The organism is Streptomyces sp. RFCAC02, assembly GCF_004193175.1.
Taxonomy (GTDB): domain Bacteria; phylum Actinomycetota; class Actinomycetes; order Streptomycetales; family Streptomycetaceae; genus Streptomyces.
In genome coordinates, this window is sequence record NZ_SAUH01000001.1 from 4,563,313 (window position 1) to 4,587,131 (window position 23,819).

At 73.1% G+C, this 23,819-nt stretch carries 15 protein-coding genes and 1 pseudogene; 8 read left to right on the top strand and 8 right to left on the bottom strand.

Going from position 1 to position 23,819, the window contains the following annotated elements:
• Positions 1 to 370: 370 nt before the first annotated feature.
• Together EMA09_RS21265 and EMA09_RS21270 are read left to right on the top strand one after the other, a co-directional pair.
• The gene (locus EMA09_RS21265) at positions 371 to 1,378 is read left to right on the top strand and encodes an ATP-binding cassette domain-containing protein (protein WP_129842583.1); all 1,008 of its coding nucleotides are present in this window, start codon (positions 371 to 373) and stop codon (positions 1,376 to 1,378) included.
• Between the two features lie 5 nt (positions 1,379 to 1,383).
• Positions 1,384 to 2,211: an ABC transporter permease gene (locus EMA09_RS21270; protein ID WP_129842584.1), complete on the top strand. Its 828-nt coding sequence runs from the start codon at positions 1,384 to 1,386 to the stop codon at positions 2,209 to 2,211.
• Here the strand turns inward: EMA09_RS21270 and EMA09_RS21275 are convergent.
• The 4 genes from EMA09_RS21275 to EMA09_RS21290 all read right to left on the bottom strand — a co-directional run bounded on the left by EMA09_RS21275 (position 2,149) and on the right by EMA09_RS21290 (position 9,155).
• Positions 2,149 to 5,457: a BTAD domain-containing putative transcriptional regulator gene (locus EMA09_RS21275; protein WP_168220775.1), complete on the bottom strand. Its 3,309-nt coding sequence runs from the start codon at positions 5,455 to 5,457 to the stop codon at positions 2,149 to 2,151. The two genes, EMA09_RS21270 and EMA09_RS21275, sit on opposite strands and share 63 nt — an antisense overlap.
• A 73-nt stretch (positions 5,458 to 5,530) precedes the next feature.
• A complete protein-coding gene (locus EMA09_RS21280) occupies positions 5,531 to 6,172 on the bottom strand; it encodes a GNAT family protein (protein ID WP_129842586.1) in 642 nt (213 codons plus the stop codon).
• A 690-nt stretch (positions 6,173 to 6,862) separates the two neighbouring features.
• Entirely contained in the window at positions 6,863 to 7,942 is a 1,080-nt protein-coding gene (locus tag EMA09_RS21285; RefSeq protein WP_240796500.1) for a MerR family transcriptional regulator, read from the bottom strand.
• A gap of 304 nt (positions 7,943 to 8,246) precedes the next feature.
• The gene (locus EMA09_RS21290) at positions 8,247 to 9,155 is read right to left on the bottom strand and encodes a serine/threonine dehydratase (protein ID WP_129842587.1); all 909 of its coding nucleotides are present in this window, start codon (positions 9,153 to 9,155) and stop codon (positions 8,247 to 8,249) included.
• A 90-nt stretch (positions 9,156 to 9,245) separates the two neighbouring features.
• On the opposite strand from EMA09_RS21290, the gene EMA09_RS21295 reads away from it, so the two are divergent.
• The 3 genes from EMA09_RS21295 to EMA09_RS21305 all read left to right on the top strand — a co-directional run bounded on the left by EMA09_RS21295 (position 9,246) and on the right by EMA09_RS21305 (position 11,603).
• Positions 9,246 to 10,466, top strand: coding sequence for an amidohydrolase (locus tag EMA09_RS21295; RefSeq protein WP_129842588.1), 1,221 nt, complete (start codon positions 9,246 to 9,248; stop codon positions 10,464 to 10,466).
• 115 nt (positions 10,467 to 10,581) lie between these two features.
• Positions 10,582 to 10,929, top strand: a complete 348-nt coding sequence (locus EMA09_RS21300; RefSeq protein ID WP_129842589.1) for a hypothetical protein — start codon at positions 10,582 to 10,584, stop codon at positions 10,927 to 10,929.
• Positions 10,930 to 11,147: 218 nt separating this feature from the next.
• Complete coding sequence (locus EMA09_RS21305) at positions 11,148 to 11,603, top strand: hypothetical protein (protein ID WP_129842590.1); 456 nt, start codon at positions 11,148 to 11,150, stop codon at positions 11,601 to 11,603.
• A 13-nt stretch (positions 11,604 to 11,616) separates the two neighbouring features.
• Here EMA09_RS21305 and glgB read toward each other — a convergent pair whose 3' ends face one another.
• The 4 genes and pseudogenes from glgB to EMA09_RS21325 form a co-directional block, all read right to left on the bottom strand.
• Entirely contained in the window at positions 11,617 to 13,782 is a 2,166-nt protein-coding gene (gene glgB, locus EMA09_RS21310; protein WP_240796501.1) for a 1,4-alpha-glucan branching enzyme, read from the bottom strand.
• A gap of 76 nt (positions 13,783 to 13,858) precedes the next feature.
• Positions 13,859 to 15,345: pseudogene (locus tag EMA09_RS21315) on the bottom strand (maltokinase).
• Between the two features lie 278 nt (positions 15,346 to 15,623).
• Entirely contained in the window at positions 15,624 to 17,330 is a 1,707-nt protein-coding gene (treS, locus tag EMA09_RS21320) for a maltose alpha-D-glucosyltransferase (protein ID WP_129842592.1), read from the bottom strand.
• Positions 17,327 to 19,363 carry an alpha-1,4-glucan--maltose-1-phosphate maltosyltransferase gene (locus EMA09_RS21325; RefSeq protein ID WP_129842593.1) on the bottom strand — a complete coding sequence of 679 codons (2,037 nt, stop codon included), beginning with the start codon at positions 19,361 to 19,363 and terminating at the stop codon, positions 17,327 to 17,329. Before EMA09_RS21325 ends, treS begins: the two co-directional genes overlap by 4 nt.
• A 710-nt stretch (positions 19,364 to 20,073) precedes the next feature.
• Here EMA09_RS21325 and EMA09_RS21330 point away from each other — a divergent pair.
• From EMA09_RS21330 to EMA09_RS21340, 3 genes are all read left to right on the top strand, one after another.
• Positions 20,074 to 21,750 carry an ABC transporter substrate-binding protein gene (locus EMA09_RS21330; protein ID WP_129842594.1) on the top strand — a complete coding sequence of 559 codons (1,677 nt, stop codon included), beginning with the start codon at positions 20,074 to 20,076 and terminating at the stop codon, positions 21,748 to 21,750.
• A gap of 108 nt (positions 21,751 to 21,858) precedes the next feature.
• Complete coding sequence (locus EMA09_RS21335) at positions 21,859 to 22,863, top strand: ABC transporter permease (protein WP_129842595.1); 1,005 nt, start codon at positions 21,859 to 21,861, stop codon at positions 22,861 to 22,863.
• Complete coding sequence (locus EMA09_RS21340; RefSeq protein WP_129842596.1) at positions 22,863 to 23,816, top strand: ABC transporter permease; 954 nt, start codon at positions 22,863 to 22,865, stop codon at positions 23,814 to 23,816. The genes EMA09_RS21335 and EMA09_RS21340 overlap by 1 nt, the downstream gene beginning before the upstream one ends.
• The last annotated feature ends 3 nt before the right edge of the window (positions 23,817 to 23,819 follow it).

Sequence of the window (23,819 nt, forward strand, 5' to 3'; positions counted from 1 at the left end):
CCTGGCAGCCGGGCCGCGAGCGTCCTCACTCCTGCACGCCACGGTGGAACGTTCTACTGTCCCTAGCCCTCGACCCCGTGGTCGCCGGCGGTTCCGCGCCGCGTGTCCGCCGGATCGGGTGGTTCCCCGTGTCCGTACGCGGCGCCTCACCGTCGACCGGAAAACGTTCCACCGACGGTACGGACAACGTTCCACCCCGCCGCCTCCGCCCCCGCGCTGTCGGTGTCTGGCAGCGCCTGTCAGAGAGGGCGCCCCGCCTGTCAGCTTCCTGTGCGGGCGGTGACAGGCGCCTTCGCGAGGCTTGCACCGACAACGATGCACCGGCCCTGTCCCACCGGACTGGGGCAAGCTAAGGAGAGGAGAGCCCGCCATGACGTACGCGTTCCGGACCTCGGGCCTCGTGAAAAGGTTCGGGGACACCACGGCGCTGGCCGGGGTGGACCTCGCGGCCCGGCCCGGTACCGTCCTCGGCGTCCTCGGACCGAACGGCGCGGGCAAGACGACCGCCGTCCGCATCCTCGCGACCCTGCTGCGGCCCGACGGGGGCAGTGCCGAGGTCGCCGGCCACGACGTGGTCAAGCAGTCCGAGGAGGTCCGCCGCCGTATCGGGCTCACCGGCCAGTACGCCTCCGTGGACGAGGACCTCACGGGTGTCGAGAACCTGGAGATGATCGGCCGCCTCCTCGACCTGCCCCGCCGCACCGCCCGCGCCCGGGCGGCCGAACTGCTCGCCCAGTTCGACCTCACCGAGGCCGGCCGCCGCCGCGCCGGCACCTACTCCGGCGGCATGCGCCGCCGCCTCGACCTCGCCGCGAGCCTCGTCGCCCACCCCGAGGTCGTCTACCTGGACGAGCCCACCACCGGTCTCGACCCCGCCAAGCGCGACGACGTCTGGGCACTGGTCCGCGAGCAGGTCGACCAGGGCGTCACCGTGCTCCTCACCACCCAGTACCTGGAGGAGGCCGACGCCCTCGCCGACGAGATCGCCGTCATCGACCACGGCTCCGTCATCGCGCAGGGCACCCCGCACGAGCTGAAGGCCGTCGTCGGCGGCCAGACCCTCCAGGTCCGGCCCGTCGACCCGGCGCGGCTGCCCGACGTGACCGCCGTGCTGGAACGCGTCACCGGCACGCGCCCCGACTCCCCGGCCCGGGGCGTCGCGAGCGTCCCCGTCACCGGCGACGCGGCGCTCCCTCCGCTCGTCGCGCGGCTCGCGGAGGAACGCATCGAGGTCTTGGAGCTGTCCCTGCGGCTGCCCAGCCTCGACGAGGTCTTCTACGCCCTCACCGGCGAGCACGGCCGCGCCGGCAGTGACGGCAAGGACAGCGCCAAGGACCAGAAGGACCAGCAGCAGAACCAGGAGGCGGCCACCGTATGAGCGCCATGACCACGACCCGACCCACCACCGCACCGGCCGGCGCCCCCGCGCCCGGCGCATCGCGCCGCCCCGCCGTCCAACGCGCCCTCGCCCACAGCCTCGTCCTGGCCAAGCGCAGCCTCATCAAGACGCTCCGCACGCCGGAACAGCTCATCGACGTGACGCTCCAGCCCATCATCTTCGTCGTCATGTTCGTCTACCTGCTCGGCGGCGCGGTCTCCGGCGACACCACCGCGTACCTCACCGTGCTGCTGCCCGCGATCATGGTGCAGACCGTGGTGTTCGCGACCGTCGCGACCGGCGTCAACCTGAACACCGACATGAAGAAGGGCATCTTCGACCGGTTCCGCAGCCTGCCGATCATCCGCTCGGCGCCACTGCTCGGCTCGGTCCTCGGCGACATGGTGCGGTTCGTCGTCTGCATCGCCGTCCTGCTCGGCTTCGGCTACGCGGTCGGCTACCGCATCGGCACCGACCCGCTGTCCGCGCTCGCCGCCGTCCTGCTCGTGATCCTCTTCGGCTTCTCGCTCATCTGGATCTCCGTGCTGCTCGGTGTCACGGCGCGGGAGCCGGGAGCTGTGCAGGGGATCATGTTCCTCGCGATGTTCCCGCTCACCTTCGGGACCAACATGATCACCCCGACCGAGACCCTGCCCGGCTGGCTCCAGGCGTGGGTCAAGGTCAACCCGGTGACGGACGTGATGGAGGCCGCGCGCGGACTGCTGAACGGGGGCGCCGTCGCCGGACCCGTCACGCACACCCTGCTGTGGTCAGTCGGTCTGTTCGCCGTCTTCTTCCCACTCGCCGTCCGGGCCTACCGCCGCACGGCGTAGCAGATCGATCGCCTCGGCGCGGGACACGTCCCGCCCGAGGCCGTACGCCGCATCGAACCCGGAGTCGCCCAGCGCCCCGCGCAGCCGCGCGGTCAGCGCGGCGACGTCCGGGTCGGCGGGCGTCTCGATCCCCCGCGCGCACGCCGCCGCGCCGAGCGCGGTCGCGGCGCGCCCCGGTTCGCCGCGGGCCTCCTCGAGCACGGCGAGCCCCACTCCGACGAACGCGACGACCGGCATGTCCGTCACGCCGATGCCCTCGCGCAGCGCGTGCGTCAGGTCCCGTTCGACGGACACCGGCCCCGCGCCGCTCGCCAGCAGTGCGACGGCCTTCTCGCGCCGCACCATCGCGGCGAGCTGCGGTTGGGCGAACGCACGCCGCTCCACGACCTCCAGCGCGGCGTCGAGGTGCGCGAGCGCCTCCGCGTACCGGCCCCTTCCGCGCAGCACCGAGCCCAGCATCTGCCGCGACGTGGTGACCAGGAAGCTTCCGCCGCGCCGCTCCGCCGCCTCGGTCAGCCGCTCCAGCTCGGCGATCGCGCCCTCCGGGTCGCCGCGCAACGCGCGCAGCGCCGCCAGCCGCACGCTGACCTGGTGCTCGTCCGTCTCGGTGCGCAACTCCCGCATCAGGGCGAGCGCCTCGGTCATCCTGGCCTCGGCCGACCCGTACTCGCCGAGGATCCGTTCCGTCTCGCCCAGGGTGGTGAGCGCCATCGCGAGGGTCCAGCGTTCGCCGATCGACCGGAAATCGTCCATCGCGCGCAGGATCTCGTCCCGCGTGCCCAGCGGATCGCCGGTGTTCTCGCGGACCGCGGCCCGCATCAGTCCCACCAGGGAACGCGCCCACGGATCGGGGTGGTCCACGGTGAGCGTCGGCAGCTCGAAGGGTCCCCCGGGCTTCATCCGCCGGCTGAAGATCTCGATGCCGGGGACGAAGAACGCGAGCAGTGGATGGCGCACGGACAGGTCGCCGAGCGCCTTCAGCTCGCGCCGCAGACGGCTGACCATGGGCGTCAGCCCCTGCCCGTCGCCCGTCGACGCCTCGTTGATGAGGGCCACGCCGAGGACGAGCGTACGGGCCTCCGCCGGCGACTCACCGGGGACGGCCAGGGCGATCCGCATCCAGTTGACGGCCTCCGTGTGGAGTCCCCGCATCGTCCAGAACAGCGCAAGCGCCGCGCACAGCCGGATCGCCGTCTCGGCGTCGCCGGTCGCGGCGGCGTGGTGCAGGACCGACATGCAGTTGTCCCGCTCCGCGATGAGCGCGGCGATCCACGGGAGTTGCCCGGCACCGCGCAGCTCCGGTTCGGCCGTCTCCGCCAGCCGCAGGAAGTAGGCGGCGTGCGCGTCGCGGACGGCGCGGACCCGTCCCTGGGCGGCGAGCCGCTCGAACCCGTACTCGCGCAGCGTCTCCAGCATCCGGAACCGCGGCCCGTCCGGATCGTCCGCCTGCCCCGCGACCTGGAGGATGGACTTGTCGGCGAGGGAGGTGAGCAGTTCGAGCGCCTCGTCGGCCGGGATCCCGCACACGCCCTCGGCGGACGCGGGCGTCACGCCGCCGGAGAAGACGGCGAGCTGGTCCGCGAGCCGCCGCTCCTCGTCCGTGAGCAGCTCCCAGCTCCACGCGACGACGGCGTGCAGCGTGCGGTGCCGCGGCATCGCCGTCCGGCTCCCGCCGGTCAGCACCCTGAACCGGTCGTCCAGCCGCGCCGCGAGCTGAGCGGGGGAGAGGGAACGCAGGCGGGCGGCGGCCAGTTCGATGGCGAGCGGCAGGCCGTCCAGGCGGCGGCAGATCTCCACGACGGCCGCCGCGTTGTGCTCGTCCACGGTGAAGCCGGGGCGCACGGCGGCTGCTCGGTCGGTCAGCAGCCGTACGGCCGCCGCGTCGGCCGCCGTGCGCGGGTCGGCGCCGTCGGTGGGCAGCCCGAGCGGCGGCACGGGGGAAAGCGTCTCGCCGGTGATGCCGAGGGGTTCCCGGCTCGTCGCGAGGACACGCAGGGCGGGGCAGTGGCCCAGGAGGTGGTCGGCGAGGCGGGCGGCGGCGTCGATGAGATGTTCGCAGTTGTCGAGAACGAGGAGCGTCGGCGTCAAGGCGAGGGCGTCCGTCAGCATGCCGAGGGCGTCCCTCGGGCGGCTCGCCGCACCGGGCGGGACGGGCCGCTCCAGCATGGCGGTGACGCGGCGGCCCAGCGCGTCCAGCACGGCCTGCGGCAGGTCGTCCGGGTCGGTCAGGGGCGCCAGCTCCGCGATCCACGCGCCGCCCGGGAAGCCGTCCGCCAGCGCGGTGGCCGCCGTGGACGCCAGCCGGGTCTTGCCCGCGCCGCCCGGGCCGACGAGCGTCACGAGACGCGCTTCGGACAGGCGCTTGGTGATGAGGTTCAGCTCGTCCTCGCGGCCGATGAAGCTCGTGAGGGCCGCCCGCAGATTGCCGGTGCGGGGACCGGCCGCGCCCGTGCCGGTGGGCGCCTCCTCGGCGGGGGGCGGGTACGCGGCGGCCGGCGGGGTGAGCGCGGGGTCCGCGCGCAGGACGGAAAGGTGCAGGTCCCGCAGCTCGGGCGAGGGATCGACGCCCAGCTCGTCGGCGAGCAGCGTGCGGTACTCCTCGTACGCCGTCAGCGCCTCCGCCTGCCGTCCGGCCGCGTACCTGGCCCGCATGAGCAGGGCACGCGGGCGCTCCCGCAGGGGGTGGTCGGTGACCAGGGCCTCCAGCTCGGGGAGGACGGCCGCGCCCCGGCCCGCCGCCAGCTCCGCCCCGTACAGATCCTCGCGGGCGGCGAGCCGCAGCTCCGTCAGACGGGCGGCGGGCGCGGTGGCGAACGGGGCGTCCGCCGCGTCGGCGAGCGCCGGGCCGCGCCACAGCGCGAGCGCCGCGCGCAGCGCCCCGGCGGCGGCCTCCGCGTCCCCCGCGCCGAGGGCGCGCCGGCCCTCGGCGGCCAGCCGTTCGAAGCGGAACGCGTCCACCTCGTCCCGCGCGACCGCCAGCCGGTACCCGCCCGGCGCCGAGACGATCAGACCGGAGTCGGGCAGGGCGCGGCGCAGCCGTGAGACGAGGGACTGCAGGGCGTTCGCCTGGTCCCCCGGCACCTCGCCACCGCCCCACAGGGCGTCCACGAGGGACTCGGCCCGCACCGGAGAGCCCGCGTCCAGTGCGAGGCGGGTCAGGAGCGTCCGCAGCCGCGCGCCGGTGACGGCGACGGGCTGTCCCTGCGGGGTGGCCACTTCAAGCGGCCCGAGAATGCCGACCTGCACGGGCATCAGTCTCCCACTGTCCGGCGCCGGGCGGTGGACATGCGTTCGTCCGGTACTTCCGGCGCGGTCCGGCTCACAGGCCGAACAGCCCTCGGCAGCCGTCCAGCCCTCCGACCTCCACGGGGACGGTCCGGTGCGCCGTCCAGTCCGCGCGGTCGAGGCGCAGCCGCCGCAGGGTGCGGGCGGCGCCGCGCACGGAGATCACCTCGATGCCGTCGGGGCGGTACCCGAGCTTCTCCGACACGCGCAGCGACGCCGGGTTGTCGAGCATGGCGGCGGAGGTGACGGCGCGGGCGCCCAGGCACTCGAAGGCGAGGTGGGTGATGGCGGCGCGCATCTCGGTCCCGAGGCCGTTGCCCTGGTGGGCGAGTCCGAGCCAGGACCCGGTTGTCGCTTCACGGGTGACGGCGAAGTCATGGGCCGAGATGTCCTGGCGCCCGACGACACGGCCGTCGCACGACACGGCGAGGCTGAGCGTCCACCGCTCCGGCCGCCAGTCGCCGATGGTGCCGAGGACGTGCTGGAACGTTGCACGCCCCCGTTCGCGCGGCTCCGCGTCGGTCCAGGCGATCGAGAACGGCATCCGCTCCGGATCGTGGACGCCCGCAGCGGCGACGGCGGCGAGTTCATCGAGCTCGGCGGGGCCGGGCAGCCGCAGTTCGAGGCGCGGGGTCCGCAACCGCAGGGCGTAGAGGGGCCAGTGGACGATCTCCATGGCACGACCCTGCCGCAGCGGTCCGGACCGGTCGAACGATTTACCCCATGACGCGCCGGGCTGTCCGGGAGCGTGCCCCCGAGGGGCGCGGGCGCGGTCGTTCGCGTGTCGTCCGGTCGGAGCGGTCGGGACGCGTGGTGGAACGATGCACCGGCCCGGTCGGACGCCGGTGCCCCAGGCGGCGGAGGACCGGATCACGGCCGGCGGATCAGCCGTTTTCTCCGGCGGCGCACCCGCCGCGGGGCCGGGGGAGGGACGCCCCGCGACCCTGGCGAGCCCGCGACCGGCCCGGTGGAACGTTTTCCGCGGCGGACCCTGCCGACCCCCGGGAACATCGGTCCGGTCCCCGGATCCCCAGGACGTTGTCGGCTTCCCGACCCGCGTACGGGCGAGTGGAACGTTGTCGTCCCATGCCGTCGGCCCGGTCGGGTTCGTCAGCCGCGCGGCCGGTTCGCCGCTGCCTTGTCGACGCGTCTCGCATCCCTGATCTCCCGTTGGCCGGCACACCCCGCTCCAGCCAGACCGCGACACGAATCAGTACGGCAAGCAGGACCTTCAAGTCGGCCGGTATTCCCGGCCCTCGCGCTGGTGGCGTCGCACGCCGAGGCCCAGCAGCTGTGACGCCCTTATCCGGCTGCGTCCGGTTGGCCGGAGCGGGCCGGAGCGGGCCGGACCAGGACGGACGTACGGTCAGTCGTCCAGGCGGACCGGCATCAGGATCGAGAAGGCGTCCTCGTCGTCGGGCCGGCGGATCGCGATCGGCGCCGTGGGTGCCCCCAGCTCCAGAAACAACCGGTCCCGGGCTCCGGCGGCCAGCGCGTCCAGCAGGAACCCGCGGTTGACCGCGACGCGGTTCGGGTCGTCGTCGGTGTCCGCGCAGAGGGTCACCGTGTCGCCGTCCTCCACCTTGAGCACGCTGAGGTCGGGCGCTCCCGCATCGCCGGCGCGGACAGGACCGGTCACCAGGGCCTTCCGGAAGGCCGCCACCCCGACAAGGCCACGGCGTCCGCCGGCCACCGGCAGGAGACGACGGTAGTCGGGGAAGTCGTGGTCGAGGCACCGACCGGCCGCCTGCCTGTCCCCGGCCTCCAGAGTCACGCGGTCACCGTCGACACAGAGCCGCACGGGTCCCTCGCCGTCCGACAGCGCCCGCATCGCGTCGACGAGCGGGGCGGGCACGATGACCTGCACCCGGCTCCCGTCGTGTCCGGCGACGCCGGCCCGCGCGACGGCCATTCGGTACCGGTCGGTGGCCACGACACGGAGGCTCTCCCCCTCGATGTCGAACAGGACCCCGCCGAGCATGGGCAGCTCCGGGTCGGTGCTCGCCGCGAAACGGACGGTGTCCAGTGCGGCTGCCAGTCCGGGCGCGGCGATGGACAGCCGGACGGTGGCGACGCGGGGCGAAGTCATGACGTTCTCCCTGTGATCGAGTAGCGCTTGGAGCGCGGAGAACTCGCTGCGGGCATCGGACAGCCCTTGTTCGACGCGGCGCAGGTATGCCTCGAGCAGCTTCCGGACCAGGCCGGTGTCCGCGCCGGACCAGCCGGCCAGCACCAGCCGGATGTCCGCCAGCGGCATGCCGGCCCGGCGCAAGCGGGCCAGCACCCGGGCCTCTTCGAGCTGCTCGGGCGCGTACCAGCGGTATCCGCTCACCGGATCCACCCAGGCCGGGACCAGCACACCGGCACGGTCGTAGAACCGCAGGGCACTCACGCCCAGGCCGCTGTCGCGGGCCGTCTCGCCGATGCTGCGCATGTCGTTCTCCACACCCGGCACTCTGGGCCCTGCACAAGGTCGAGGGTCAATACGGCTCCGGAGCGGGATTTCGCGGCGCTCAGCAGCCGGCCCGCCACCCCGCGCATGCCTCATACAGATGACATACCGCAGTGATCACGGCTGGTCGGCCCCCGCGACCCCGCACATGCTGTCGGGGAGAACGTTCCACCGGCGTTCGGTCGCTGGCTTCTCTGTGGTGTCCGAGGCTGCTGCGGGGCCTGGGGTAGAACGTTGTACTCCGGTGTCTTCCCGCGGGGTACAACGTTCCACCACCCGGCCTCTCGCCGGACGGTGGTCAGGCCGTCGTCAGGTCGGTCGGGTCCGTGTTGGCGCCGCACAGGACCACGCAGGTCTCGTCGTCCGTGTCCGGCGCTCCCGCCAGGGCGGCTGCCGCGGCGTGTTCCACCACGAGGTGGTGGTCGGTCCACAGGCGCCGGCGTTCCGTCTCGATCGCCTCGTCGGTGACCAGGACGGACGTCGTGTGCGGCTGCTGCGCCCAGTACAGGGCCTCGGCCGACACCCGCCGCGCCCCGAGGGAGTCCGCCGCGACCGAGTCCACCGCGACGTCCACCGGTTCCCCGGCGGCGAGCGCCGCGTCGAGCGCCCTGCAGTGCTCCGGTTCGACGGCCACCACCTCGATCCCGTGACGGGCGGCCGCGGCGGCGACCCCGGAGAACAGTCCGCCCCCGCCGACCGCGACCACCACCCGACGCACCCCGGGCCGCACGGCCACGATCTCCGTCAGCAGCGTGCCCGCCCCCGCCGCGATCAGCGGATGGTCGTACGCGTGCGACGCCAGCGCCCCGCTGCCCGCCGTGAACTCCGCGCACGCGGCCGCCGCCTCCGCGTACTCGCGCCCCACCTGCCGCACATCAGCGCCGAGCCGCCGCAGCCGCGCCACCTTCACCGCCGGCGCGGTCTCCGGCACGAAGACGGTGGCCGTGACACCCTCGCGCGCCGCGGCCCACGCGCAGGCGAGCCCCGCGTTCCCGCCGGAGGCGATCGCGACGCCCGCGTCGGGCAGGACGCCCGCCTCGCGCCGCTCCGCCAGGAAGTTGAGGGCACCCCGCGCCTTGAACGTCCCGGTGTGCTGGAGGAACTCCAGCGCGAACCACCGCCGTTCCCCGGCGGGCGCCACCGTCACGGGCCGGACGTGCCCCGCGACCCGGGCCGCGGCCGCCTCGATGTCGTCATGGTCGATCACCACAGCACCCTACGGCGGCGGCCCGGCGCGCACCGACCCCCGCCCCCGCACGGCCCGCCCCCGCCGGCCCGTGGGATAGGTTCATTCGCCATGGATATAGCGATCAGATCGGGTCATGTCGTCCCCGTCACCGGCGATCCCATCGACGGCGGCACCGTACTCGTCCAGAACGGCCGGATCACCGCCGTCGGCCCCGACGCCGAGGTCACCGTCCCCGAGGGCGTGCGGACCGTGGACGCGGCCGGCCGCTGGGTCCTGCCCGGCTTCGTCGAGGCACACGGCCACATCGGCATCCACGAGGAGGGCGAGGGCTGGGCCGGCAACGACACCAACGAGATGACCGACCCCAACGCGGCCCGGATGCGCGCCCTCGACGCCATCAACCCCGCCGACACCGGCTTCGCCGACGCCCTCGCCGGCGGCGTCACCAGCGCCGTGATCAAGCCCGGTTCCGGCAACCCCATCGGCGGACAGACCGTCGCCCTCAAGTGCTGGGGCCGCAGCGTGGACGACATGCTGATCCGCGAGCCGGTCAGCGTGAAGAGCGCCCTCGGCGAGAACCCGAAGCGCGTCTACGGCGACAAGAAACAGCTCCCCTCGACCCGGCAGGGCGTGGCCGCCGTCATCCGCGACGCGTTCACCCGCGCCCAGGACTACCGGGCGAAGCGCGACCACGCGGCGGCCGAGGGCAAGCCGTTCGACCGCGACCCGAGCCTGGAGATCCTGGTCCGCGTCCTCGACGGCGAGCTGCCCTGGTGCCAGCACACCCACCGCGCCGACGACATATCGACGGCCCTGCGGCTCGCCGACGAGTTCGGCTACCGCGTCGTCATCAACCACGCCACCGAGGGCCACCTCATCGCCGACGAGATCGCCCGCCGCGACATCCCGGTGATCAGCGGCCCGCTGTTCACCACCCGCAGCAAGGTGGAGCTGCGCGAACGCACCCTGGCGAACCCCGGCATCCTCCAGCGGGCCGGCGTCAAGGTCGCCATCACCACCGACCACCCGGTCGTCCCGATCAACTTCCTCGTGCACCAGGTCACCCTGGCCGTCAAGGAGGGCCTCGACCGCGACGCCGCGCTGCGCACCATCACGGCGAACCCGGCGGAGATCCTCGGCCTCGACGACCGCGTCGGCGCCCTGCGGCCCGGCCTGGACGGCGACATCGTCATCTGGTCCGGCGACCCGCTGGACGTGATGAGCCGCGCCCTCACCGTCTTCATCGAGGGCCGCGAGGTCTACCGGTGGGACGAGGAGCGCCGCTCCGGCACGGTCACCGACCCGTACTACCGCGAGGCGCTCGTCTGACGCGTCCCGCTCCGCCCCCGGTGGCCCCGGCCGCCGGGGGCGGTTACGGTGGTGGTCAAGTAGCCAGGTTCTGGAGCGAGTTGACGCGGGGCGGGGCGGCGGCAGAGGGGGCGGCGTGGCGTCGGACACGGTGCGCGATGCGGTACGGCTGATGGCGGCGCCCGGCGATGGGATCGCCCCCGCGGCCGTGGCCGACCTGGTCCGCCGCCGCCTCGCCGACGACCCCGTCGGCCGGGCCGCCCTCACCGCTCTGGACGACGCACCGGACGACCCCGGCACCGTACGGCGCCTGGAGGGGACGATCCGCGCCCTCGGCGACCGCGACCCGGCGTTCCTGGCCGCCCTCACCCGCGTCGTGCACCGCGCCACCGCCGCCCCCGCCGACCCGCCCGCCCTCCCGAGGACGAGCCCCCGGCCGGCACCGACGACGCGCCGCCACCCGTCCCGCCCCGCACTCCGCTGACGATCGGCCCGGTCTCCTTCGCACGGACCCCGGCCGGCCGCGCCGCCCTGGCGGTCACCGCCTGCGGTCTCGCAGCCCTCGTCGGCCTCGGCGCGTACGGCGGTTGGCGGGTCACCGGCGGCTCGGACACCTCCGATCCCGGCGAGATCGCCATCACGACGCCCCCGCCCGGCGGCGGCGACGACGCCCGCGCCGCCGTCGTCCTCACCGAGGAGACGGTGGCCGACGCCCTCCCGAACTCGTTCGACCTGCCCGACGGCTGGCTGCTCGCCGCACTGCCCGTCACCACGATCGCGACCCTGAACCACGACTCCGGCACACTCAGCGGCCCGCAGGCCACCGTCTCCTACACGGACGACGCAGGCATGACCGCCGACGTCACGCTCTACGCCCTCGACAACACGGAGATCGCCCAGGTCCTCCTCGAAGAACTGGCGCTGTCGTCGAGCGACGGATCGGCGCGGCCGCTCGACCTGCCGGCGATCGGCGACGGCAGCTTCGCCTACGAGACCGGCATCTCCCGGCCGCAGCCCCGGTTCGTCGTCGTCCGCACCGGCGCGACGATCGCCCTCGTGAGCGGACGGGGTGAGGAGGGGCAGCCCTTCGACATCGGCCACCTGGAGCAGCTCGCCCGTCTGGTCTCCGACCGCGTCCGCACCGCCCGGACCCCCTGACGCGGAACCCGCCTCACGCCGGCCGCAGCCATACCGTTGCCAGCGGCGGCAGCGTCAGCGCCAGGGCGCCCGACGGGTCGGGTTTCCGCGTGTCCGGGTTCGTCACGCCGCTCCCCCCGTAGGCGAGGTCGTCCGTGTTCAGCACCTCCGTCCAGCCGGGCACGGGACCGCCGGGGTACAGCCGGTAGCCGTGGCGGACGACCGGCGAGAAGTTGCACGCCACGAGCAGCGGCGTGCCGTCCGCCGCGAACCGCTCGTACGCCAGCACGTTGTCGTGCGCCGCGTCCGGCAGCAGCCAGCGGAAGCCGGACGGGTCCGTGTCCCGCTCCCACAGCGCGGGCGTCGCGGCGTACAGCGTGTTGAGGGCGCGCACCAGCCGCCGCACGCCCCGGTGGTCCTCGGCGGCCGGCCACTGGTCGTCCAGCACCCACCACTGCGGCCCCTCGCTCTCCGACCACTCCGCGCCCTGCGCGAACTCCTGCCCCATGAAGAGCAGTTGCTTGCCCGGGTGGGACCACATGAAGCCGAGGTACGCCCGCTGGTTCGCCCGCTGCTGCCACCAGTCGCCCGGCATCTTCGACACCAGCGCGCCCTTGCCGTGCACCACCTCGTCGTGCGAGATGGGCAGGACGTAGTTCTCGGAGTACGCGTACACCATGGAGAACGTCATGTCGCCGTGGTGGTACGCCCGGTGTACCGGGTCCTTCGCCATGTACACGAGGGAGTCGTGCATCCAGCCCATGTTCCACTTGAAGCCGAAACCGAGGCCGCCCGCGTCGGTCGGCCGGGTCACGCCGTCCCAGGCCGTGGACTCCTCGGCGACCGTGATGACGCCGGGGCAGCGCCGGTAGACGGTGGCGTTCATCTCCTGCAGGAACGCGACCGCGTCCCAGTTCTCCCGGCCGCCGTGCTCGTTGGGCACCCACTGGCCCTCGGGGCGCGAGTAGTCGAGGTACAGCATCGAGGCGACCGCGTCCACGCGCAGCCCGTCCACGTGGAACTCCTCGCACCAGTACACCGCGTTGGCGACGAGGAAGTTCCGCACCTCGCGGCGCCCGAAGTCGAACTCGAGGGTGCCCCAGTCCGGATGCTCGGCGCGGCGCGGGTCCGGGTGCTCGTAGCACGGCGTCCCGTCGAACCGCGCCAGCGCCCACTCGTCCTTCGGGAAGTGCCCGGGCACCCAGTCGATCAGGACGGCGATCCCCGCCCGGTGCAGCGCGTCCACCAGGTGGCGGAAGTCGTCGGGCGTGCCGAGCCGCGCGGTCGGCGCGTAGTAGCCGGTGACCTGGTAGCCCCACGAGCCGCCGAACGGGTGCTCCGCCGGCGGCATCAGCTCGACGTGCGTGAACCCGAGGTCGGCGACGTACGCCGGCAGTTCGTCGGCGAGCTGCCGGTAGGTGAGCCCGGGGCGCCACGACGCGAGGTGCAGCTCGTACACCGACATCGGCTCCTCGTGCGGCCTGCGCCCGGCCCGCGCCGCCATCCACGCGTCGTCGCCCCAGGTGTAGCCGCTCTCCTCCACGACCGACGCCGTCGCCGGCGGGCACTCGGTACGGCGCGCCATCGGGTCGGCGCGCAGCTCGTGCCGCCCGTCCTGCCCGCAGATGTCGAACTTGTACAGCGCCCCGGCGCCCACCCCCGGCAGGAACAGCTCCCACACGCCGCACGAACCGAGCGACCGCATCGGATACGCGCCGCCGTCCCAGCCGTTGAAGTCGCCCGCGACGCGCACGCCCCGGGCGTTCGGCGCCCACACGGTGAACCTGGTCCCGCGCACGCCCTGGTGTGTGAGCACGCGCGCCCCGAGCGCGTCCCACAGGCGCTCGTGCCGCCCCTCGGCGAAAAGGTGCAGGTCGTAGTCGCCGAGCGCGGGCAGGAAGCGGTACGGGTCGTGCGCGACGCGGGTGTCGCCGTCCCCGTACGTCACCTCCAGCTCGTACGCCGGGACCCCGCCGCCCGGCCCGGCCGCCGCGGCCGGCAGCAGCCCGGAGAAGAGCCCGTCGCCCTCCGGCGCGAGGCGCGTCCCGAGCACGGTGACCTCGCGCGCCCCGGGGCGCAGCACCCGGACCCGTACGCCCCGCCCGGGCTCGGGGTGGGCGCCGAGCAGGGCGTGCGGATCGTGGTGGGCGCCGGAGAGCAGTCGGTTCCGGTCCTCGGCGGACAGCACGGCGGAAGGCACAGGCTCTCTCCTCTTCGATCGGTGCACGGCGCCGCCACGGACGCGGGCACGCGCGGTACGGGGGTGCGGGGCGCGGTCAGTCCGGTGCGGCGGCGAGCCGCCGCACCGCCGCCATCGGCACATGCAGCCACGCCGGGCGGTGCCGTGCCTCGTACAGCACCTCGTAGACGGCCTTGTCCGCCTCGTAGGCGCGCAGCAGGTCGAGCTGGCCCATCGGGTCCTGGCCCGACGCGTCGGCGTAACCCGCGCAGTAGGCGGCCCGGTTGGCGCGCGACCAGGCGTCCACCCAGGCGCCGCCGGCGCGGTGCTGGCAGGCGGCGTAGTCGAACGATCTGAGCATCCCCGCGATGTCCCGCACCACGGGGCCCGGCCGCCGCCGGTCGGCCAGCGGGCGGGCCGGTTCGCCCTCGAAGTCGATCAGCGTCCAGGTGTCCTCGCCGGGCGCGCACAGGACCTGCCCCAGGTGCAGATCGCCGTGGAGCCGCTGCGCGACGCACGTGCCGCCGCGCCGGGCCCAGGCCGCCACGGCGTCGAACGACCGCCGCAGGCCCGCGCGGTGGGGGCGCAGGGCGGGCACGGCGTCCGCCACGTCGTCGAGCCGGCCGGCCATCCCCGCCGCGATCTGCTCCAGGCGCTCGCCCCGCAGTTCGGCGGTCGGCAGGGCGGTGGCGAGGGCCGTGTGGACCTCGGCGGTGGCACGGCCCAGGTCGCGCGCCGAGCCGGTGAAGTCGGTGCGGCTCGCGAGGGACTGGACGGCGAGCTGCCAGCCGTCGGTGGCCTTGGACAGGAACGGCGCGAGCACCCCGAGCGTCACCGGCTCCTCCCGGCCCGCGGGCTGTGACGCGGACGAGGGGTGCCCGGGCGGCGCGGGCGCCGGCGGTGCCGCCTCGAACCACGCGGCGGGCGGCGGCACCCGGTCGCACCCCGCCTCGGCGAGGGCGAGCGGCAGTTCGAGGTCCGGGTTGACGCCGGGGGAGACCCGCCGGAACAGCTTCAGGATGTGGCTGTCGCCGTAGACGACGGACGTGTTCGACTGCTCGCCGGTCAGCACCCGCGCCGACGCGCCGGAGGGGATCACGGAGCCGGGCGCGCGGGCGAACGTGAGGCCGCCCAGCCGTCCGGGGGCACGCAGCCGCTCCAGCAGCAGCCCCGCGAGGCGGGGATCGTGCAGGGCCTCGTAGACGGCGCGGCCGCGCAGCGGCCCGTCGGCGGGGCGGCCGACCAGGGCCGGGCCGAGCGACGGGGGCAGGACCGGCCGTACGCCGAGGAGCAACTGGTAGCAGTCGCCCTCGGGGGCGGGGCGCCCTCCTGGCCGCCGAGGCGCGTGCGGACGAGGAGGTGCAGCAGGCCCGGCGTGGGGCCGTCACCGGTGCACGGCAGCAGCTCGGTCGCCGAGACGAGGGTGAGCGAGCTGAGCGGACGGCCCTTGCCCGCGAACCACCGCTGCCTCGGCATCCAGCGGGCGAGGAGGCCCGTGAGGGACCTCAGCAGGGCGCTGCCCTGCGGCGGGGTGGCGAGCGGGAGGCGCGCCGGAACCGTCCGGGGTGAGGAGCTGTCCGACATGGCGTCCTTTCCCCGGGCACGAGATATGTGGCGAAGTGTCCCGGATTGCGGTGAGCGTTGCCCAGCGGTGTGGGACGTGTCGTGAAGGCAGCGACCGAGCGGGTGAGGCCCGTAACGCAGATGGAGTGCCTTGGGCAGAGCTGGGCGGCGATGCAGAAACGCTTACCCCCGGATGTCCGGGGGTAAGCCTGTGCTGCTCCCGCGCCGCGGCCCCGCCGCCCGCGCTCCACCGCCCCGTTCCGGCGGGGCGGCGGGGCGGCACGGCACGCGCCGCGGGGCTAGCGCTCGGCGGCCCCCTGGCGGAGCCGGAACCAGTAGAAGCCGTGGCCCGCCAGCGTCAGCAGGTACGGCAGCTCACCGATCGGCGGGAACCGCACCCCGCCGATCAGCTCGACCGGCACCCGCCCCTCCCACGACCGCAGATCCAGCTCGGTCGGCTGGGAGAAGCGGGAGAAGTTGTTGACGCACATGACGAGGTCGTCGCCGTACTCGCGCAGGAACGCGAGGACCGCGGGGTTGGAGGACGGCAGCTCCACGTAACTGCCGAGCCCGAAGGCGCTGTTCTGCTTGCGGATCTCGACCATGCGGCGCGTCCAGTGCAGCAGCGACGAGGGCGAGCTCATGGCCGCCTCGACGTTGGTGACCTGGTAGCCGTAGACCGGGTCCATGATGGTCGGCAGGTACAGCCGGCCCGGGTCGCACGAGGAGAAGCCGGCGTTGCGGTCCGGGGTCCACTGCATCGGGGTGCGGACGGCGTCGCGGTCGCCGAGCCAGATGTTGTCGCCCATGCCGATCTCGTCGCCGTAGTACAGGATCGGCGAGCCGGGCAGGGACAGCAGGAGCGCCGTGAACAGCTCGATCTGGTTGCGGTCGTTGTCGAGCAGCGGCGCGAGACGGCGGCGGATGCCGATGTTGGCCCGCATCCGCGGGTCCTTGGCGTACTCCGCGTACATGTAGTCGCGCTCCTCGTCGGTGACCATCTCCAGGGTCAGCTCGTCGTGGTTGCGCAGGAAGATGCCCCACTGCGCGTGCGCGGGAATCGCCGGGGTCTTGGCGAGGATCTCGGAGACCGGGTAGCGCGACTCGCGGCGCACCGCCATGAAGATGCGCGGCATGACGGGGAAGTGGAACGCCATGTGGCACTCGTCCCCGCCCTTGTCGAAGTCGCCGAAGTAGTCGACCACGTCCTCGGGCCACTGGTTCGCCTCGGCCAGCAGGACGGTGTCGGGGTAGTGCGCGTCGATCTCGGAGCGCACCTTCTTCAGGAACGCGTGCGTCGCCGGCAGGTTCTCGCAGTTGGTGCCCTCCTCGGCGAAGAGGTACGGCACGGCGTCGAGGCGGAAGCCGTCGATGCCGAGGTCCAGCCAGAACCGCAGCGCGGAGAGGATCTCCTCCTGCACGGCCGGGTTCTCGTAGTTGAGGTCCGGCTGGTGCGAGAAGAAGCGGTGGAAGAAGTACTGCTTGCGGACCGGGTCGAACGTCCAGTTCGACGACTCGGTGTCGACGAAGATGATGCGCGCGTCCGCGTACCCCTTGTCGTCGTCGGCCCAGACGTAGTAGTCGCCGTACGGGCCTTCCGGGTCCTTGCGCGACTCCTGGAACCACCGGTGCTGGTCGCTCGTGTGGTTCATGACGAAGTCGATGATGACCCGCATGCCGCGCTGGTGCGCGGCGTCCACGAACTCCACGAAGTCGGCCAGGTCGCCGAACTGGGGGAGCACGTCGGTGTAGTCCGAGACGTCGTACCCGCCGTCCCGCAGCGGGGACGCGAAGAAGGGCGGGAGCCAGAGGCAGTCCACGCCGAGCCACTGAAGGTAGTCGAGCCTGGCGGTGAGCCCCTTCAGGTCACCGACTCCGTCGCCGTTGCTGTCCTGGAAGGATCGGACAAGGACCTCGTAGAAGACCGCGCGCTTGAACCACTCGGGGTCGCGGTCGCGGGCTGGCGTGTCCTCGAAGGTGTCGAGGACCGGCTCATTGACGCTCATGGTGTGGGTGACCCTCCGGTCTGTGAGGACGGTCGCAGGGCCAGAATGTGGGCGGACGAGGCGTACGCGCCGCTCCGTCCCGGCTCAAGCCGCACATAGTTGTCCCTGCCCCAGTAATAGGTCGCTCCGGTGAGCTCGTCGCACACCGGGAAGGGCTCGGCTCCGCCTTCCTGCGCGGGCGTGAGACCGCACCCCTGGAGTTGCGCCATATCCAACGAGATCGTCGCTTCGTGGGTGTGGTGCGGATCGAGGTTGACCACAGTCAGCACGCAGTCGGCGTGCGGTGTCCGGGACCGCTTGGAGTACGCCAGGATGTGCTCGTTGTTGGAGTAGTGGAAGTGCAGGTCGCGCAACTGCCGGAGCGCCGGGTGGCGCCGCCGCAGCTCGTTGAGGACGGTGATGAGCGGGGTGATGCTGCGCCCCTCCTCGTCGGCACGCGCCCAGTCGCGCGGCCTCAGCTCGAACTTCTCGGAGTGCGCGTACTCCTCGCTCCCGTGCGCCGCCGGCGTGTTCTCGCACAGTTCGTAGCCGGCGTACACGCCCCAGCTCGGGGAGAGCGTCGCGGCGAGCACGGCGCGCACCTCGAAGGCCGTGCGCCCCCCGTTCTGGAGGTACGCGTGCAGGATGTCGGGCGTGTTGACGAAGAAGTTCGGCCGCATGTACGCCGCCGCGTCGCCGCTGAGCTCCGTCAGGTACTCGGTCAGCTCGTGGCGGCTGTTGCGCCAGGTGAAGTAGGTGTAGGACTGCTGGAAGCCGATCCGGGCCAGGGTGTGCATCATCGCCGGCCGGGTGAACGCCTCGGCCAGGAAGATCACGTCGGGGTCGGTCCTGTTGATCTCGGCGATGACCTTCTCCCAGAACGCCACCGGCTTCGTGTGGGGGTTGTCCACGCGGAAGATCCGCACCCCGTGCGCCATCCAGTGGCGCAGCAGCCGCAGCGTCTCCCGGACGAGCCCCGCGAAGTCCTGCTCGAACGAGATGGGGTAGATGTCCTGGTACTTCTTCGGCGGGTTCTCGGCGTAGGCGATGGTCCCGTCCGCCCGCCTGCGGAACCACTCGGGGTGGGTCTTCACCCACGGGTGGTCGGGGCTGCACTGGAGCGCGAAGTCGAGCGCCACCTCGATGCCGAGGGCGGACGCCGTCGCCACGAAGTGGTCGAAGTCCTCCAGGGTGCCGAGGTCGGGGTGGACGGCGTCGTGCCCGCCGTCCGCCGAGCCGATCGCCCACGGGCTGCCCACGTCGTCGGTCCCGGCGGTGAGGGAGCCGCCGGGACCCTTGCGGAACGACGTGCCGATCGGGTGGATCGGCGGCAGGTACACCACGTCGAAGCCCATGCGGGCGATGGCGGGCAGGCGTTCGGCCGCGGTCCGCAGCGTGCCCGGGATCGGCGGCCTGCCCCGGCGCACCCTGGCGCCCTCGGAGCGCGGGAACATCTCGTACCACGAGCCGTACAGCGCGCGTTCCCGCTCCACGGTGAGCGGCAGGGGGCGCGAGGACGTGACGAGTTCGCGCAGCGGGAAGCGGTCGAGGACCGCGACGACGGCCGGGGCGGACGCGGCGGCGAGCCGGTCGGCCGGCGCGAGCGTCGTGTCCGCCAGCGCGCGCGCCGCCTCCTCGACGCTCGCGCGCCCCTCGCTCTTGGGCACTCCGGCCGCCGCGCGCCGGTGCAGTTCGGCGCCCTCGCGGAGCGTCAGCTCGACATCGACACCGGCCTCCACCTTGATGCGCGCCGTCCCGCGCCAGCCGGTGACCGGGTCGCCCCACGCCTCCACCGCGTACGTCCAGCGGCCCTCGCTGTCGGGTGTGATGTCAGCGCCCCAGCGGTCGGTGCCGGGGGCGAGTTCGCGCATCGGGGTCCACGGGCCGAGACGGCCCTTGGGATCGCGCAGCACGACGTTCGCGCCGACGGCCTCGGAACCCTCCCGGAAGACGGTCGCGCTCACCTGGAAGGTCTCGCCGGGAACCGCCTTCGCGGGGCGCCTGCCGCAGTCGACGCGCGGCTGGACGTCGAGGACGGGGATACGACCGATCATCTGGAAATCACCTGGGGGCGTAGAGGGCGGACGCATTGCGGCATCAGGGGACATTTCCCCGGTGTTGGGCGGTTTTGTCCTTTGTATCTGCTTCGCGCGTGACTGGCTGGTGTCGAGCATGGGCGCTCCCCTGCGCGTTCACTCGGGTGGGGGTGGCGCATCGCTGCGCCAGGGACGCTTATGCCTTGGGAAAGGCTTTCCTGCCTTCGCCCGACCACACCGGTCAGCTTCGGACGTACGGCGGGCGTCGTCACGTCTGTGGCTCATGAGGGGGGAGTGGTCCGGCGGTACGGCGGTCCGGTGCCGGGTCGCGCGGGCGGGGCGGCGCCGCGGAGCGGGCGCGGCACCAGTTTTCCGCCGCCGGCGGTCGCGCGCGTTGCGGGAGCGTTGCGTGTGACGCACATCTGTGCGGTGGGGGGCGCGCCGGGCGGGTGCCGGGCGTGCGCGGGGCGTCGTCGGAGCCCGGCGGCGCAGTGCGCCGGGGTGCGGCGCACGAGGGGGTCACGGGAGCGCGACCCGCGCGCCGCGGTGGACAAGCCGTCGCAATGATCTTGTCAACTACCTGAAACAGGTGGGGAGTTGCTCGTCAGCTGTGACGATGTATCAGCTCCATCTCGGGGTCTACGCGCGCTTCCCAGGCATCGGTACCGGCAGTAGGGTGCCGTTCCACCGGAACGCCCCCGACCACCGCGACCCCATGAGGTGGACCCATGCGCTCAGCAAGATCCAAGGCGGCGAGGATGTTCGCGTCGGCCCTGGCGATCGGCCTGTTCGCGACCGCGTGCGCAAGCGAGCGCGACGACGGCGACGACGCGTCGGACGGCGGTGGCGGCGACACCTTCGTCTTCGGCGCGGCCGGCGACCCGGCCTCCCTCGACCCCGCCCTCGCCAGCGACGGCGAGACGTTCCGCATCACCCGCCAGGCGTTCGAGGCCCTGCTGAAGCACGAACCCGGCGGCACCGAGCTGGTCGGCGGCCTCGCCGAGCACTGGGAGAGCAACCCCGAGGGCACCGAGTGGACGTTCCACCTGCGGGACGGCGTGACCTTCCACGACGGCGAACGGCTCACCGGCGAGGTCGTCTGCCAGAACTACGAGCGCTGGTACCACTGGGCCGGCACCTACCAGAACCCGACGCTCTCCTACTACTGGCGCACCATCTTCGGCGGCTTCGCCGAGAACGAGAGCGAGGACACCCCCGAGTCGTCCTACGTCGGCTGCACGGCCCCCGACGAGCTGACCGCCACCATCGAGGTGGCCGCGCCCTCCGCCAACTTCCCCGGCGCCTTCTCCCTCCAGGCGTTCTCGATCCAGTCGCCCGCCGCCCTGGAGGCGTTCGAGGCCGACGACCCGAGCGGTGAGGGCGAGAACATCACCTTCCCCGACTACAGCCAGGAGGCCGGGACCGTCGCCGGCACCGGCCCGTTCCGCGTCGCCGAGTGGGACCGGACCAACGGCGAGGTGACCCTGGAGCGGTTCGACGACTACTGGGGCGAGAAGGCCGGCGTCGAGAAGCTGGTGTTCCGCACCATCCCGGAGGAGGACGCCCGCCGCCAGGCGCTCCAGGCGGGCGACATCGACGGCTACGACCTCGTCGCCCCCGCCGACGTGCAGACACTCGCCGACGACGGCTTCCAGGTCCCGATCCGCGACGTCTTCAACATCCTCTACCTCGGCATCACCCAGGAGCACGATCCTGCGCTCCAGGACCCCGACGTCCGCCACGCCATCGCGCACGCCGTCGACCGCGAGAACATCGTCAACACCCAGCTCCCCGAGGGCGGTGTCGTCGCGACGCAGTTCATCCCGGACACGGTGGACGGCTACTCCGAGGACGTCACCACGTACGCGCACGACCCCGACCTCGCCCGTGAGCTGCTGGCCGACGCCGGTGCCGATGACCTCACCCTCGACTTCTGCTACCCGACCGAGGTCACCCGCCCGTACATGCCCGCCCCCGCCGACATCTTCGAACTGCTGAAGGCGGACCTGGAGGCGGCCGGCATCACGGTCAACCCCGTCCCCCTCAAGTGGAACCCGGACTACCAGGAGACCACGCGCTCCGGCGGGTGCAGCGTCTACCTCCTCGGCTGGACCGGCGACTTCAACGACGCCTACAACTTCCTCGGCACCTGGTTCGCCGCCTACAGCGAGGAGTGGGGCTTCGAGAACGAGGAGCTGTTCACCATGATGGCCGAGGCGTCCTCCGAGCCCGACGTGGCGACCCGCACCCAGCTCTACCAGGAACTCAACGCCTACATCATGGACTTCCTGCCCGGCGTCCCGATCTCGTCGTCGCCGCCGTCCATCGCGTTCTCGCCCGACGTCAACCCGCCGACCGTCTCCCCGCTCACCCAGGAGAACTTCGCGGAGGTCACCTTCAAGTAGGCGCCCGCCCGTCGGCGGCCCGCCCGGCCACGGCACACCCGTGGCCGGGCGGCCCGGCCGCGCACCGGCACGCCCCGGCACCGACCGACGACGAAAGGCCGACCCCAGGTGCTCCGACTGATCGTCCGCCGACTCCTGCAGCTCGTCCCGACGCTGCTCGGCCTGTCGGTCCTCCTCTTCGCCTGGCTGCACCAGCTGCCCGGCGGCCCCGCGTCCGCGCTCCTCGGCGAACGCGCCACCGAGACCGACCGCCGCGCCATCGAGGAGTCCCTCGGCCTCGACGACCCCGTGTGGGTCCAGTACGGCCGCTGGATGGAGCGCCTGCTCCGGCTCGACCTCGGCGAGTCCGTCCGCACGGGCCGCCCGGTGTGGGAGGAGTTCACCCAGCGGTTCCCCGCCACCGTCGAACTCGCCTTCACCGCCCTGCTCGTCGCCGTCGTGATCGGCATACCCCTCGGCTACTTCGCCGCCCGCCGGCGCGGCGGCTGGCTGGATGTCGCCGCCGTCTCCGGCTCCCTCGTCGGCATCTGCATCCCTGTCTTCTTCCTCGGCTTCATCCTCCGCGCCGTCTTCGCCGTCAACCTCGGCTGGCTGCCCAGCTTCGGCCGCCAGTCCACCGGCATCGACGCGACCGAGGTCACCGGCTTCTACGTCCTGGACGGCCTGCTGACCGGCGAGTGGGACGCCTCCTGGGACGCCGTCGAACACCTGATACTCCCCGGCCTCGCGCTCGCGTCGATCCCGCTGGCCGTCGTCGTCCGCATCACGCGCGCCAGCGTCCTCGACGTCCTCGGCGAGGACTACGTCCGCACCGCCGAGTCGAAGGGCCTGCGCCGCCGCGTCGTCCGCACCCGGCACGTCCTGCGCAACGCCCTGCTGCCGGTCGTCACCACGATCGGCCTGCTCACCGGCAGCCTCCTGTCCGGTGCGGTGCTCACCGAGTCGGTGTTCGCGTTCGGCGGCATCGGCTCGTTCATCCGCGACGCCATCGACAACCGCGACTATCCGGTGCTGATGGGCTTCATCCTCTTCATCGCCCTGCTCTACGTCGCCATCAACCTGCTGGTCGACCTCGCCTACGGCCTCATCGACCCGAGAGTGCGGGTGAACTGATGACCACGAGGACCGCGAAACTCGACCGGCTCGCCGAGCTGGCCGCCGCGGAGCAGCCGGCCGGCGGCGGCAGTCTGTGGCAGGAGGCGTGGCGGCGGCTGCGCGTCAGCAGGATGGCGTGGATCGGCGGCGGCGTCATGGCGCTGTTCGTCGTGATCGCCGTCGTCGGGCCGTGGCTCGCGCCGCACGACCCGACCGCCCAGACATGGCGCGACGAGGTGTTCGTCAACCGGGGCGAGTTCGTCGGCCCGCGCTCGGGGAACTGGCTCGGACTCGACCACCTGGGCCGCGACCTGTTCTCCCGGCTGCTCGTCGGCGCGCGGCAGACGCTGCTGGTCGGCGTCGTCTCCACGATCCTCGGGTTCGCCGTCGGCGCCCTGGTCGGCGGGGTGTCGGGCGCGGCCCTCGCGTTCGGCGGCGCCGCGGGACGGCGCCTCGACACGGTGCTGATGCGGCTCATCGACATCATGCTGGCGATGCCGTCGCTGCTGCTCGCGGTCAGCGTCGCGGCGATCCTCGGACAGAGCCTGACGACCGTCATGATCGCCGTCGGCGTCGTCCAGATCCCGACGTTCGCCCGGCTCCTGCGCGGCTCGATGCTCGCCCAGGCGGGCGCCGACTACGTCCTCGCGGCGCGCGCCCTCGGCGTACGGCGGCGCCGCGTCGTCCTCGCGCACGTCCTGCCGAACTCCCTCGGCCCGGTCATCGTGCAGACCACCCTCGCGCTGGCCACCGCCATCATCGAGGCCGCGGCCCTGTCCTACCTCGGCCTCGGCAACCCCGACGCGTCCCAGCCCGAGTGGGGCGTCATGCTCTCCCAGGCGCAGCGCTTCTTCGACGCCGCGCCCGCGATGGCCGTCTACCCGGCGCTCGGCATCATCGTCACCGCCCTCGGCTTCACCCTCCTCGGCGAGGCGATGCGCGAGGCCCTCGACCCGAAACTGCGGAGCTGACGC

Bases quoted from the DNA above. Each gene is read 5' to 3' on its own strand.
- EMA09_RS21265 (WP_129842583.1), top strand. From the start codon at position 371: ATGACGTACGCGTTCCGGACCTCGGGCCTCGTGAAAAGGTTCGGGGAC.
- EMA09_RS21270 (WP_129842584.1), top strand. From the start codon at position 1,384: ATGACCACGACCCGACCCACCACCGCACCGGCCGGCGCCCCCGCGCCC.
- EMA09_RS21280 (WP_129842586.1), bottom strand. From the start codon at position 6,172: ATGGAGATCGTCCACTGGCCCCTCTACGCCCTGCGGTTGCGGACCCCG.
- EMA09_RS21295 (WP_129842588.1), top strand. From the start codon at position 9,246: ATGGATATAGCGATCAGATCGGGTCATGTCGTCCCCGTCACCGGCGAT.
- treS (WP_129842592.1), bottom strand. From the start codon at position 17,330: ATGAGCGTCAATGAGCCGGTCCTCGACACCTTCGAGGACACGCCAGCC.
- EMA09_RS21325 (WP_129842593.1), bottom strand. From the start codon at position 19,363: ATGATCGGTCGTATCCCCGTCCTCGACGTCCAGCCGCGCGTCGACTGC.
- EMA09_RS21330 (WP_129842594.1), top strand. From the start codon at position 20,074: ATGCGCTCAGCAAGATCCAAGGCGGCGAGGATGTTCGCGTCGGCCCTG.
- EMA09_RS21340 (WP_129842596.1), top strand. From the start codon at position 22,863: ATGACCACGAGGACCGCGAAACTCGACCGGCTCGCCGAGCTGGCCGCC.